Source organism: Bacillus sp. MMSF_3353 (genome assembly GCF_030733445.1).
Lineage (GTDB): Bacteria > Bacillota > Bacilli > Bacillales > Bacillaceae_G > Bacillus_A > Bacillus_A wiedmannii.
The window spans coordinates 137,961-151,889 of sequence record NZ_JASHJA010000002.1; the positions used below are offsets into that span (position 1 = coordinate 137,961).

9 protein-coding genes and 1 pseudogene are annotated in these 13,929 nt (G+C 35.0%); 1 reads left to right on the forward strand and 9 read right to left on the reverse strand.

The genetic code is table 11. The features are described from left to right. Positions 1-24 precede the first annotated feature (24 nt). The 4 genes from RBB48_RS06005 to RBB48_RS06020 all read right to left on the reverse strand — a co-directional run bounded on the left by RBB48_RS06005 (position 25) and on the right by RBB48_RS06020 (position 6,309). Complete coding sequence (locus RBB48_RS06005; protein WP_046960038.1) at positions 25-1,206, reverse strand: NupC/NupG family nucleoside CNT transporter; 1,182 nt, start codon at positions 1,204-1,206, stop codon at positions 25-27. 351 nt (positions 1,207-1,557) lie between these two features. Continuing rightward, entirely contained in the window at positions 1,558-2,739 is a 1,182-nt protein-coding gene (locus tag RBB48_RS06010; RefSeq protein WP_000673848.1) for a NupC/NupG family nucleoside CNT transporter, read from the reverse strand. 364 nt (positions 2,740-3,103) lie between these two features. Next, on the reverse strand, positions 3,104-4,546 hold the full coding sequence (locus RBB48_RS06015; protein WP_088064766.1) for an alanine/glycine:cation symporter family protein: 1,443 nt from the start codon (positions 4,544-4,546) through the stop codon (positions 3,104-3,106). A gap of 332 nt (positions 4,547-4,878) precedes the next feature. Continuing rightward, positions 4,879-6,309, reverse strand: a complete 1,431-nt coding sequence (locus tag RBB48_RS06020; RefSeq protein ID WP_088064767.1) for an alanine/glycine:cation symporter family protein — start codon at positions 6,307-6,309, stop codon at positions 4,879-4,881. A 300-nt stretch (positions 6,310-6,609) separates the two neighbouring features. Here RBB48_RS06020 and RBB48_RS06025 point away from each other — a divergent pair, with 300 nt between their 5' ends. After that, positions 6,610-7,248: an NAD(P)-dependent oxidoreductase gene (locus RBB48_RS06025; protein ID WP_088064768.1), complete on the forward strand. Its 639-nt coding sequence runs from the start codon at positions 6,610-6,612 to the stop codon at positions 7,246-7,248. A 55-nt stretch (positions 7,249-7,303) separates the two neighbouring features. Here the strand turns inward: RBB48_RS06025 and RBB48_RS06030 are convergent. The 5 genes and pseudogenes from RBB48_RS06030 to RBB48_RS06050 form a co-directional block, all read right to left on the reverse strand. Beyond that, positions 7,304-9,274: pseudogene (locus RBB48_RS06030) on the reverse strand (M60 family metallopeptidase); the annotation flags it as partial. A gap of 522 nt (positions 9,275-9,796) precedes the next feature. Then, positions 9,797-10,264, reverse strand: coding sequence for a GNAT family N-acetyltransferase (locus RBB48_RS06035; RefSeq protein WP_088064769.1), 468 nt, complete (start codon positions 10,262-10,264; stop codon positions 9,797-9,799). A gap of 530 nt (positions 10,265-10,794) precedes the next feature. After that, a complete protein-coding gene (locus RBB48_RS06040; protein WP_088064771.1) occupies positions 10,795-11,724 on the reverse strand; it encodes a thioester domain-containing protein in 930 nt (309 codons plus the stop codon). Between the two features lie 124 nt (positions 11,725-11,848). Next, positions 11,849-12,688 carry an aldo/keto reductase gene (locus RBB48_RS06045; RefSeq protein WP_060488090.1) on the reverse strand — a complete coding sequence of 280 codons (840 nt, stop codon included), beginning with the start codon at positions 12,686-12,688 and terminating at the stop codon, positions 11,849-11,851. Positions 12,689-12,712: 24 nt separating this feature from the next. Next, positions 12,713-13,867: an MFS transporter gene (locus tag RBB48_RS06050; protein WP_176546149.1), complete on the reverse strand. Its 1,155-nt coding sequence runs from the start codon at positions 13,865-13,867 to the stop codon at positions 12,713-12,715. Positions 13,868-13,929 lie beyond the last annotated feature (62 nt).

Here is a 13,929-nt window from a genome sequence, read left to right on the forward strand (position 1 = left end):
GATAAACGACTTCGTTTGTTTTTATTAAAGCATAACCCCAACGATAATAGCTGATAATATACTTACTAACGTTGCACCGTATACAAGTTTTAATCCGAATGAAGATACAACGTTTGCTTGTTTGCCATCGATACTCTTCGTTGCACCTGCGATAATTCCGATTGATGAGAAATTTGCAAATGATACAAGGAAGATAGATAAAATACCTACTGTACGAGCTGATAAATCGCCAGCTACTTTTCCAAGGTCAAGCATTGCAACGAATTCGTTCGTTACTAATTTCGTTGCCATAATTTGTCCTGCCGTTAGCATCTCTGATGTTGGAATACCCATTACGAATGCTAATGGTGAGAAAACGTATCCTAAAATGCTTTGGAATGTGATTCCGAAAATTGAATCGAACACACCGTTAATTGCTGTAATTAATGCTACGAAACCGATTAACATCGCCGCTACTGTTACAGCGATAGAGAAACCAAGCATAATATATTCGCCTAACATTTCAAAGAATGTTTGTTTTTTATCTTCTTGTAATTCTAAAATGTCGTCTTCTTCTTTTACGTCATATGGATTAATAATATGAACGATAATGAATCCACTAAATAAGTTTAATACAAGTGCTGTTACTACATATTTTGGATCAATCATTTTCATGTAAGAACCGACGATTGACATCGATACTGTTGACATGGAAGATGCACAAAGTGTGTATAAACGATTTTTCGGTAATTTGCTTAGTTGATCTTTTACTGTAATGAATACTTCACCTTGACCAACAATTGCAGCTGCTACTGCATTATATGATTCTAGTTTTCCTAAGCCGTTAATTTTACTTAATAGGAAACCGACTGCACGGATGATAATCGGTAAAACTTTAATATGTTGTAAGATCCCGATTAATACTGCTAAGAAAATAATTGGTAATAATACTGTTAAGAAAAATGGTGCTTGTCCATCATTTGCTAAACCACCAAATACGAAATTAACCCCTGCTTCCGCAAATTTTAAAATAGCGCCAAATCCATCTGCAATCCCTTTTACTAATACAAATCCGACCTTTGTATTTAGTAAGAAATACGCAAGTACCAATTGAATGACAAGCATAAGTGCAATTGGTTTATATTTAATTTTCTTACGATCTGAACTGATAAGGAACCCTAGTACAAATACTACAAGTAAACCGACTAGAAACATTACGATCTTCATATGTGAATCCTCCACTTCTCCCACGAGTTATTGGTCGTATAACGTATAACGAATGACGTCTGACCATTGATGTTAAAAAATTTAAAACCCCTAAATATTATTCAACTGTTTTCTAAAATCAGTAAGCGTTTACATAAATTGCAATTTATAAAAGGTAGCTTCTTCTCTCCTACCATACTTGAAAGTCTGAAATTGATACCACCTACAAATCAAATTGTAAGCGTTATCTAATCGAAATGCAATATAAATTTTAAAAGATTTTTATATGTTAATATATTCCTAACTAATTGGTTTTTTCATGCAAATTTACCATAAAAAATAGCCCTAGCTATAAGCTAGGGCCATCTTTGTTTATAACATAACACCAACGATAATCGCTGATAGAATACTTACTAATGTCGCACCGTACACAAGGCGTAGACCGAATGATGATACAACATTTGATTGGTTTTCATCGATACCTTTCGTTGCACCTGCGATAATTCCGATTGATGAGAAGTTCGCAAATGATACAAGGAATACAGAAAGAATACCAACTGTACGAGCTGATAAATCACCAGCTACTTTTCCAAGATCCAGCATCGCAACAAATTCGTTTGATACTAATTTTGTTGCCATAATTTGTCCCGCTGTTACCATCTCTGCTTGCGGGATACCCATTACAAATGCTAATGGTGAGAAAATGTATCCTAAAATAGCTTGGAATGTAATACCGAACATTGAATCAAACAAGCTATTAATTGCTGTAATTAATGCTACGAAACCAAGTAACATTGCCGCTACTGTGATTGCAATCGTGAAACCAAGCATAATATATTCACTTAGCATTTCAAAGAATGACTGTTTTTTCTTATTTTCTAATTTCAGTGTATCTTCTTCTTCTGTAATATCGTACGGGTTAATAATATGAATAATAATGAAACCACTAAATAAATTTAATACAAGTGCTGTTACTACATATTTCGGTTCGATCATTTTCATATAAGAACCTACGATTGACATTGATACTGTCGACATGGAAGATGCACATAATGTATATAAACGATGTTTTGGGATTTTACTTAATTGATCTTTTACTGTAATAAATACTTCCGCTTGCCCAACAATGGCAGCTGCTACTGCGTTATATGATTCTAGTTTTCCTAGACCATTTACTTTACTTAGCGCAGTACCAATAGCACGAATAAATATCGGTAAAATTTTAAAGTGTTGCAGAATTCCGATTAAAACGGCAAAGAATACGATTGGTAATAACGCTGTTAAGAAGAATGAAACCTCTCCTTTATTAACAAGACCGCCAAATACGAAAACGATTCCAGCTTCCGCATATCCAAGAAGCGCGCCAAATCCATCTGAAATTCCTTTTACTAAAATATAACCAACTTGCGTGTTTAATAAGAAATAACTTAACGCTAGCTGAATAACAAGCATAATTGCGATTGGTTTATACTTAATCTTCTTTCGATCGGCACTTATAAGAAAACCGAGTACAAATACAACGAGCAATCCTACAAGAAACATAACAAACTTCATTAATAAAATCCTCCATTTAACTCTTCATTAACGTTGAACGTCTGACCACTTGAAATAAGAAATAATCCGAACTTTCCATTTCTCCTCTAAAACCTTCAATCGGATAGGAAAGATCATAAAACCTCTTGTTTCAAAGGCATTTTCCATTCTAACATAAATCACAACTCATATCCGCACTTTTCTTAAAAAATTACATTTTATTATAAAACGTTCATGAATGTTCGTCTTTTACATTATATAGCGAAACTTTAATCAGTATCATCCCCACTGATTATTAGCCCGTATCAATCGAGAGTTTTACTGTTCACAAATAGCAGGATAAAACAAAAAAATGAGCATCAAGTTTCACTTGATGCTCACCTCATTATACTGCTTTTTCTTTATCAGCTACTGCTGGCTTATCCCAGCACTCTGTATTGTTCAAACCTGGAATAGACTCCACATAGAATACTGGATCTTTTCCTTGTTTCTTTTGCTTAACGTAATCTGATAATGCCGCGAAAGCGTACTTAGAAAGGAATACGATCGCAACTAAGTTAATAACAGCCATAATCCCCATAAATAAATCTGCTAAATCCCAAACGATTTGAATTGTTGCTACAGATCCTAAAACAACCATACCAAGCACAGCAATGCGGTATACATTTAATAACACTTTACTTCCATTTAAGAATTCAATATTCGTTTCACCATAGTAGTAGTTACCCACTAATGAACTAAATGCAAACAAGAAGATTGCAACTGCTACAAATATAGAAGCCCACGGTCCGATATGTTGACTTAATGCTTGTTGCGTTAATTGAATTCCGTTTAAATCAGCCGCTCCAGGCACATCTGATAATAAAATGATAAATGCTGTACAACTACAAATTAATAATGTATCTGTAAATACCCCTAAAGTTTGAATGAAACCTTGTTTAACTGGGTGCGTTACGTTTGCAGTCGCAGCTGCGTTCGGCGCACTACCCATACCTGCTTCATTTGAGAATAATCCACGTTTTACCCCTAGTAAAACCGCAGCTCCTAATCCCCCACCTACTACTTCTTTAATTCCGAAAGCATGTAAGAAAATTTCTTTAAATACATACGGAATTGCCGTAATGTTTGTTACAACAACGAATAATGCTACTGCTACATATATAATTGCCATTACTGGAACAATCATTTCAACCGCACGTGCAATACGTTTTACTCCGCCGAAGATAATGATTGCAAGTAAACCAGCCATAAACAAACCTACAAACTTACCATCTGTGTTAAATGCTCCATCAAAAGCCGCCGCTACTGTGTTTGACTGCACGGCGTTGAAAATTAATCCGAAACTAACTGTTATTAGAACAGAGAAGACAACTCCTAGCCAGCGTTTCTTTAAACCCTTTTCCATATAATACGCTGGACCACCACGGAATGCATTCCCATCTTTTACTTTATAAATTTGCGCTAATGTGCTCTCTACAAATGCAGAAGCACCCCCAATTACCGCAATTAACCACATCCAAAATACCGCTCCTGGTCCACCTGCTGAGATTGCGATAGCTACACCAGCTAAGTTACCAGTACCTACACGAGAGGCTGTACTCATACAAAAAGCTTGGAACGATGATACACCGCTCTTCTCTTTTTGAGCTTTCCTCGTTTTCGAACTTGCCCCATCCCCAAGCAATCGAATCATTTCACCGAAGTAACGAACTTGGACAAATTTCACACGAAATGAAAAGTAAAGCCCTAACCCAATTAACATCGCAATAATGACATATGACCAAAGGACATTATTTACATCCCCAATTACCTTAGCTAAAAAATCCATAATTGCATTGCCCCCTCTTCCTAACAATAAGAAAATTATATTCTAAAAACTTTTAGTAATCAAGAACTTTATGTTAGGTTTTATAACATGTACACGTTAAATTTCTTAACATATATGTTTTTTTACGTAAAAATATAACCAGTATGTGCATTTATCCAATACTCAATCACTCATCCCATTCGACCGGTCATACTTTTAAGACAGTGCGTTCTCTACAAATAACGGGAATAATGAACAAACAAAATTATATTAATAATTCCCTCTCACCCTTTTCATCATTTACTACAACAAAAAAGGTGAGCATCGAATTTATCTCGATGCTCACCTTTTCATTACACTGCTTTTTCTTTATCTGTTACCACTGGCTTATCCCAACACTCCGTATTCGTTAAACCAGGAATAGAATCTGCACTGAAGACTGGATCTTTTCCTTGTTTCTTTTGCCTTACATAGTCTGCCAAAGCAGCATATGCAAATCGGCCAAGAAGTGTAATCGCGATTAAGTTTGTGATTACCATTAGTCCCATAAATAAATCCGCCATATTCCATACAACTTGAAGTGTGGCAACAGAACCGAATAATACCATTCCCACTACCGCAATACGGTAAATCGTTAACCAAGTTTTACTTTGTTTAATGAATTCAATGTTCGTTTCACCATAATAGTAGTTTCCTAGAAGTGAACTGAAAGCGAATAGGAAAATAATAATCGCTAAGAAGCTACTTGCCCATGGGCCAATTTGTGAACTTAATGCATTTTGCGTTAATTCAATACCTTCTAAATTTGTTGCCTTATATGCACCAGAACATAGTACGATAAATGCTGTTGATGTACATACTAAGAATGTATCCACTAACACTCCAATTGTTTGAATAAAACCTTGTTTCGCCGGATGCGTTACATCAGCTGTTGCTGCCGCGTTCGGCGCACTACCCATACCTGCCTCGTTCGCAAATAATCCGCGCTGAATACCATACTTCATTGCAGCACCGATACCGCCACCTACAGCTGAATCTAAACCAAATGCTCCTTTAAAAATTTCTGTAAACATATCCGGTATTAAATAATAATTTTTAATAACAACGAAAATTGCTACTGCAATATAAATAAGTGCCATTGGCGGAACGATCATTTCAGACATACGCGCGATACTTTTCACGCCACCAAAAATAATAACCGCAACTAATACTGCTAATACAATCCCAACAACGTAACGCTCAATACCAAAAGCGTTTTTAAATGCTAATGTAACTGTATTTGCTTGTACTGAGTTAAAAATTAAACCATAACTAATTGTAATAAGGATAGAGAACCAAATTCCCATCCAACGTTTATTTAAACCTTTTTCCATATAATAAGCAGGACCACCACGGAAGCCACTGCCATCTTTTATTTTATAAATTTGTGCAAGCGTACTTTCCACGAAACTTGAAGACGCTCCGACAATCGCAATAACCCACATCCAAAATACCGCTCCAGGTCCTCCCATAGAAATAGCTAACGCTACACCGGCTAAGTTCCCGATTCCAATACGAGCTGCTGAACTCATACAGAACGCTTGGAAAGAAGATACACTACCTTTTTTACGCGTCTTTCCAGTTAATCCATCACTCATTAATCGAACCATTTCCCCTAAATGAGTAATTTGTACGAATTTCAATTTAATAGAAAAATAAAGACCTAAACCAATTAACATTGCAATAAGAATATATGACCAAAGAATTGTATTCGTTGATGAAACAAATTGCTCTAAAATATTCATACAATTAACCCCTCCTTTTCTCCATAAAACGAATTATATTTAAAAAACATTTAAAAATCAACATTTTTCGACAATTTGCAATTTCCAAATATTAGCCAGACACGAAGTAACAATATCTTTATGACTCTCCTCCCTTTAACTGTACATACTAAAACAAAAAGTAAATATACAAACTACCCCATTGACAAAAACACCAACCTGTAACTATAATGATTACATCAGGTTGTAACAAACCTTATTACAACAAATTCATTTACTTTCAGATATACACTTTAACAAAACAATTTGGAGGGATTTATTATGAAGATCGGAATCATCGGAGCAACTGGTAAAGCAGGAAGTCGTATTTTAAAAGAAGCATTAGATCGCGGACATGAAGTAACTGCAATCGTAAGAAACGCTGCAAAAATTACAGAAGAAAATATAAAAGTTTTAGAGAAAGATGTATTCGCTCTTACATCTAATGACCTACAAGCATTTGATATAGTTGTAAATGCATTCGGCGCTCCAGCAGGAGAAGAACATCTTCACGTAGATGCAGGAAACGTACTAATTGAAGCTATGAAAGGTGCACCTAACACAAAATTACTTGTAGTTGGCGGCGCTGGAAGCTTGTTTGTAGACGAAGAGAAAACAACGCGTGTATTTGATACGCCAGGTTTCCCAAATGAATACCTTGCAACAGCTCAAAACCAAGGTAAAAACTTAGAAATCTTGCAACAAACAAACGATATAACTTGGACATTCATCAGCCCTTCTGCACTATTTGCATTAGGAAAACGCACAGGCTCTTATACAGCTGGCAAAGACAACCTTCTTGTTAACGCAAAAGGTGATAGCTACGTAAGTTACGAAGACTTCGCAGTTGCAGCACTTGATGAAATCGAAAATCCAAAACACGTAAACGAACGCTTCACAGTAGTTTCTGAAGCTGAGTAATAAAAAAAGCTCGTAAAACATAATGTTTTACGAGCTTTTTTTATTATTGCACTTGTTCTAAGCCATTTGGAGTAATCTTGAAGGAAATTTCTTTAAACTTTTTCTTATCTCCTTTTCCAACTAACTCACTATTTTTGTACCAAATTAAACGACCTGACTCGGCATGATACACTTTCACTACATCTCCATATTCAAAATCCACTCCATTTAGTTCAGCAAATCTTTTTCCAGTTTCTTGCCCTTCTGCTGATACACGTTTCTTTTCAATTCCATTTCGATCATATACTGTCAAACCCATATATGCTTCTTTTTCAAAACGGTAATGTATTTTATTACTAGTAAAGTTTACATTTAATTCTTTTTCATTGTGACGAAGCGTCACTGTTGACATTACATCATTTGAAATTCCTTGAAAAATGATACTGTCACCATAAATACCATTAACTTGAACAGGAATTTAATTTTTATTTCCCTTCTCATCCTCAATTTCTACTAACACTTCCTGTTTTCCAGCGTCTAATTTAGACCATATAATCTTACCTGTTACTTTTACATTCTCACCTAAATTTTGAACAAGTTTACCCGCTTTTTCTTCATCAAAATTCGTACCAACTACAAGGTTTTGTACCTCATTAGCAGGTTCACCATACGGAACTTTATACGGTTCAACTTGCTTCTCGCGAATATCATTACTATCTGTAGCTTTCCATATTTCTTTTTCTAATTTAGGTAAATTTAATTTTTCTATTTTTTCTCTAGTCTCATCACTTGGAGTTAATCCCCATTCTTTAAAGAATGGAACTAAATTTTGTCCTGCCACTTTTGATGTCATATAAACAAACATTTGCTTTTTCTCTTCATCAGAAGTAGGCATTTCCTCTTCAGATAACAAGCGATACGCTTGATGCAATGTAGGATAAAAATCTTCCCCATAAACGATATTTAATTGCCAAAACATCGTAAGCGGATCAATTTCATCAATTACTCTTTCGGCAATAGGTCTTTCTAAATACTCAAATGATTTTTCATAATGTTCTTCCATGTCTAGTTTATTCCCTAATGCTTTTTGTACTGCTAAAGAATAAATGTTGACTGTTACTTCCCCAACAGCATCCCAGTCCCACGGCCTTTGTTGATGTAAATATCCAACTTCATGCCATGGTCCCCAACCATCCTTTTCAAGTACTTCTAAATCCAATACTCTATTCATTACTTTTGGGATATATGCTGTACGATAATCTGTTGCAAACATATAATCATCTTCATCCGGATTCCGTTTTTCAACAAACTGAACGTAATGATTTGGAGATTTTGCGACTCCAATACCGTCCTCAGATAATCCTGCTACTGCATTTTCCAAACGAATAATCTTATCATGTAATTTCATTAACTTTATTGGATCTGTATCGTTCATATGATCTTGAACAGCATTATAACTCGCAGTAATTAAACTTCTCTCACCTTTTAATTCAACTGCATAAGGATCCTTATATTTCTTCAACATTTCATCAAAATCTTTTTTCGTATGCTTACCTAAAATAAACAAAGGAAAATGGCTACCACCATTCGTAACAGAAGCCGTTACCTCACCTTCGTCGTTCATATTGTAAAAATATAAAATACCACCATTTGGTGATGAAATAACATTTTTACCAGGTTTTAAATCAAACTTTTCAGGGTCCTTTTCATCATATGATCTCGTTCCCATAAAAGCTTGAATAGACTGCGTTCCTTTTATTTCAATTGTAATCTTTTCGTTTGGCGCTGCATAAATTCCAGTCAGTTCGTTAACCGAAAGGTGAACACTTACTTTTAAGCGTTTCGTTTCCTTTTCTATATCACCTTTTCCAGGTACATGAAACGTCCTTTGCTCAAACTTATTCTCTTTAACCTCTTCTAATTTTCCACCTTTATTTTCTTCCAAAGGTGCTGCATATCCTTTCGATGCTTCGAAAGCTACTGGCGATAATAATGTAGATATACATATCCCAGCCACTAATACCCTACTACTCTTTTTCTTCGACATAATCTGTGTCCCCTGTTCTTTTTGTAATGCAAACCATCATAGATATATTCATTTACTGCAAAATCAATTTATCTTTATACAACCATTTTAAATACACAACAAAACTTCGCGCCCCAATATCGCTTACCTTTATTCCCTATATGTATTCGCTTTCTTATATAGAAAAAAATTTTAAGTCTAAAATTCCTCCTCATCTTTCTCTATGTTTTATGATGAGTTCTCCTTTTTTTACATCACGGGATAATGATAAGAAATACATTTAATACGTATTGTTGTCTATACATGAAAAATGTGTATAAAAATATTGTTTTTTTACAATTAATTCATAGGCATCCATCTATGGACAGTTTTTCCAAAGTGAATTGTACACGATATTTTTCTCCTTAGATAGACATTTCAATTAGATTAATATTAAAATTTTATGAATTAATCCATAAATCGTAATGTTCAAATTTTAAATTCCAATGCTATTTTAAAATAAAAAACCGCCTGAAAGATACTAATCTTCCGGACAGGTTTTTATTAATCCAGCATACGTTTCATTATAAATCCTTTTCCATGTAACCATTCATCTTCAATTTCACCAGTTAAATGGAAGCCTATTGATTCATATAACTTTTGTGCAAGTTTATTTTCTGGATGTATGCTTAAATACATAACTTTGCAATTATATTCTGTGTTAAAATGGTCCATCAACAAACGTAATAATGGTTTTGCATACCCTTTTCCTTGGCATGCACTGTCGATGACAAATTGATTTAAATATACAGCCTTTTCTTCTTCCTCAAACCAGCCATACATTGCATATCCAATAGGTGTATCACCATCATATAGCCCTACTGAAATTGCATCTTCTTTATATTTTGTTTCAGTATCAACTAAACAATTTTCAACTGTACTTTCAATAAATTTATGCTGTTCCTCTGTTACTTTTAACTTAGCAATTTCATGCCGATTTTCTGTCGTTATTTCACAAATACGAAGTTTCATTTTTTATCTCTCTCTCTAATTTCTTGTTTTCATTATACCGTACTGATCAAAATATTCATGTTGGTGATGCAAGAAATCCGAAGCATGCAAACAAGAACATATATTTTTCTCCATAATTTTCTTTCACTTAAATTTAGTCCTTCAAACAATATCCCCACTCGATTTTCTAATATAATAATTTGATATATATACACATTGAGTCCGAACGGTAAAAGAAAACTAAGTCCTCCCCACCACCAAGACTTTTCATACTTATACAAAAGGGTCGCTATGTAGATTTGTGAAGTGAAAAGAAATAGAGCAATCGCTATAAGTACTAGCGGTAACATTAAAATATCTTTATCGATTATAATCCACTCCTTTTTCTATCTACGAATAACCACCAAACGATACATTGTAAAAGCGTCAACCATATAATGAAAAGTATCGAAGATCCATTCAGTGCATATGCAAACTGCTTTACTAAAGATAATGGCTCTGTAAATAAATGAACTGCAAAAAAGCATTGGCTGTGTGCCAATGCTTTTTCATTATCTCTTTTGATTCGGTTTATGTGGTTCATTTGGAGTATGTGGTTTATTATTATCATGACCATTTGTTGTTTTCCAACTTACCGATAACTCCGGACTTGTTTTTTCTTCACTACGCTCAAGTAATACAACTGCATTTTGAATAGTCGGTGTCCCTTTATGTGCAATCCCTTGTAACTTTGTTAAATTTCCTAATACTTTAAAGCTAAACCCACCAGCTGGTGTTTGTTTCGGAATTAAGATGCGGAACTTTTCTCCTACATTAAATTCCGTTTTTGCTTCGCCCTTTTCATTTACAAATTTCGCGCCTTCTGGTGCACCTGTTGCTTGCACTTTATATGTTCCGCTTTTCGCATTTGTTTCTACTGTATATAAACCTGTTTCAAAGAAATCATTTTTCAACACTGCTTGTTGTTCTTCTGACGGTATTACGCTCATCGTAATTTCTTGTAATTCTTCACTAGCACTTGCTTTTGCAACGATATCTTTCGTTACCTTTTCTACATTTTTATTACGGAAATCTAAATCATTAATATCAATTTGTTTTAACGCATTCCATACTGCAAGCTGCGTTGCATAATGTGCCTCTCTCCAATCAGAAACACCTAATTCTTGTGGACTCTTTTGCGGATACCCATTTAACAGTACACGGTATACATTAATATCCACTTTGCCCATTTCCGGTAAATCTTGACCGCTTGGAGATTTCAAATCTACATTTAAGCAAAAGGCAATTTTTCCATCTGCTGTTTTAATAAGCTCTGTTCGAATTGGTTTCTTCTTTGACCTACTATAACTCCAATCCATTTCATACTTTGTATGATCCATAACTTCCGCGAATGCTTTTTGAAGTGGAAATAATAAGTTCGCAAATACAAATAAAACACTCAAAAAAGCGGCCATTAGCTTGAACGATCTTTTTATATTCATGTTTACAACCCCTTATGAAATAACAAATTTTCTTCTGCTTATTATTTAGTTAGAAACTTTTTTTATGCATAAGCAAAACAAAAAAGAGTGCAAACTGTTTGCACCCCTTCTCTCCACTATAAGTTTAGAAATCAAAGTTATCAGGATCTGGACCAACGCGATGATTTTCATTTAACGCATCAATTTTCTCCATATCTTCTTTCGTTAATTCAAAATTAAATATATGAGCATTTGCAATAATGCGGTGTTCTTTCGTTGATTTCGGAATTGTTACAACTTCATTTTGAAGATCCCAACGTAAAATGATTTGAGCTGTCGTTTTATCATACTTATCAGCAATTTCTTGTAATGTTTCGTTATCTAATAATTGACCTTGCATAAGTGGTGACCATGCTTCCATTTGAATACCTTGCTCTTTACAGAACGCTTGTAATTCTTTTTGTGTTAAACGAGGGTGATATTCCACTTGGTTAATCATTGGTTTCATTTCTGCACCTGCTAATACGTCTTTCAGATGATGAATTTGGAAGTTACTTACGCCAATTGCACGCACACGTTCTTCTTTATACAGTGTTTCTAACGCTCTCCACGTATCTTTGTATTTCCCTTCTACAGGCCAATGGACAAGATATAAGTCTAAATAATCTAGCTCTAATTTTTTTAAGCTCTCTTCATATGCAGCAAGTGTCGTTTCATATCCTTGATCCGAATTCCACACTTTTGAAGTAATAAATAAATCTTCTCGAGTAATCCCGGCTTCTTTTATACCAGCGCGAATTCCTTCTCCAACTGCTTTTTCATTTCCATAAATCGCAGCTGTATCAATACTGCGGTATCCTGCTTTAATCGCCGATTTTACTGCTTCTACAAGTTCTGGTCCATCTTCTACTTTAAATACACCTAAACCGAACCAAGGCATTTCTACACCGTTATGCAATGTTGTTGTACTTTGTAAATTTTTCATTATATTTTCTCTCCCTTATTTCACTTAATCCCTTTTTTCTAATGTCATACTCCACGCTGTTAAAATAACAGCCCCTGCTACCATGATGCCGCCTACCCAGGCCGTATGAATTAACCCTAACGAGTTCGTTACAATACCGCCCAAGTAAGCACCAAGAGCAATTCCTGCGTTAAATGCTGCAATGTTAATCGCTGATGCCACATCAACAGCACTTGGAACAAATCTCTCAGCCAAGATAACGACATACACTTGTAGCCCTGGAACATTCATAAACGCAAATAGTCCCATAAAAATAATTGTGATGAGTCCAGCGACTTTAAATGGCGCTGTAAATGTTAAAACAAATAATACAATTGCTTGAATAAAGAACATGTAAAATAATGCTCGAATCGGATTATGATTTGATAATTTCCCGCCAACCATATTCCCAATCGCAATTGCAATTCCGTACACTAACAAAATAATTGTAACGGTACTTGATTTAAATCCTGTTACTTCTTGTAATAGCGGAGATAAATACGTAAACGTTACGAATGTTCCCCCGTATCCTAATGCAGTAATAATAAATACAAGTAATAGCCTTCCATTCGTAATCAGTTTGAATTGATCGCGAAATGATACAGACGTACCTTTTTTTAAGTTAGAAGGAATTAGCATACTATTGGCGATTAAGGCAACGATTCCAATTGCCACAATTACCATAAACGATGTTCTCCAGCCAAATTGTTGACCGATAAATGTTCCAATCGGTACGCCTGTAATGGTCGCAACAGTTAAACCAGTAAACATAAATGCAATTGCACTCGCACGTTTATTCTCTGGTACAAGCGCAGCCGCAATTGTGGATCCTATCGACATAAAAACGCCGTGTGCAAACGCAGATACAACCCTTGCGATAAGCAACACAGTAAAACTTGTTGCCACTGCCGCAATTCCATTACCAATAATGAAAATAATCATAATCCACATTAATAACGCCTTTCGCGACATACTAGCTGTTAATGACGTTAATACTGGGGCACCAAACGCTACTCCTAATGCATATAAAGAAACGGTTAAACCCGCTGTTGTAACAGAAACATGTAAATCCTCTGAAATAGATGGTAATAAACCGACACTAATAAATTCGGTTGTACCAATTCCAAACGCACTAATTGCTAGTGCTAATAAAGCAAACATGCTTCTCCGATTCGTCTGTACTACCGAAGAAGATACTGTATATGAATTCAATTGAACTCCTC

Coding starts and splice junctions, on each gene's coding strand:
- RBB48_RS06005 (WP_046960038.1), bottom strand. CDS start 1,206: ATGAAGATCGTAATGTTTCTAGTCGGTTTACTTGTAGTATTTGTACTA.
- RBB48_RS06010 (WP_000673848.1), bottom strand. CDS start 2,739: ATGAAGTTTGTTATGTTTCTTGTAGGATTGCTCGTTGTATTTGTACTC.
- RBB48_RS06015 (WP_088064766.1), bottom strand. CDS start 4,546: ATGGATTTTTTAGCTAAGGTAATTGGGGATGTAAATAATGTCCTTTGG.
- RBB48_RS06020 (WP_088064767.1), bottom strand. CDS start 6,309: ATGAATATTTTAGAGCAATTTGTTTCATCAACGAATACAATTCTTTGG.
- RBB48_RS06025 (WP_088064768.1), top strand. CDS start 6,610: ATGAAGATCGGAATCATCGGAGCAACTGGTAAAGCAGGAAGTCGTATT.
- RBB48_RS06035 (WP_088064769.1), bottom strand. CDS start 10,264: ATGAAACTTCGTATTTGTGAAATAACGACAGAAAATCGGCATGAAATT.
- RBB48_RS06040 (WP_088064771.1), bottom strand. CDS start 11,724: ATGAATATAAAAAGATCGTTCAAGCTAATGGCCGCTTTTTTGAGTGTT.
- RBB48_RS06045 (WP_060488090.1), bottom strand. CDS start 12,688: ATGAAAAATTTACAAAGTACAACAACATTGCATAACGGTGTAGAAATG.
- RBB48_RS06050 (WP_176546149.1), bottom strand. CDS start 13,867: ATGTTTGCTTTATTAGCACTAGCAATTAGTGCGTTTGGAATTGGTACA.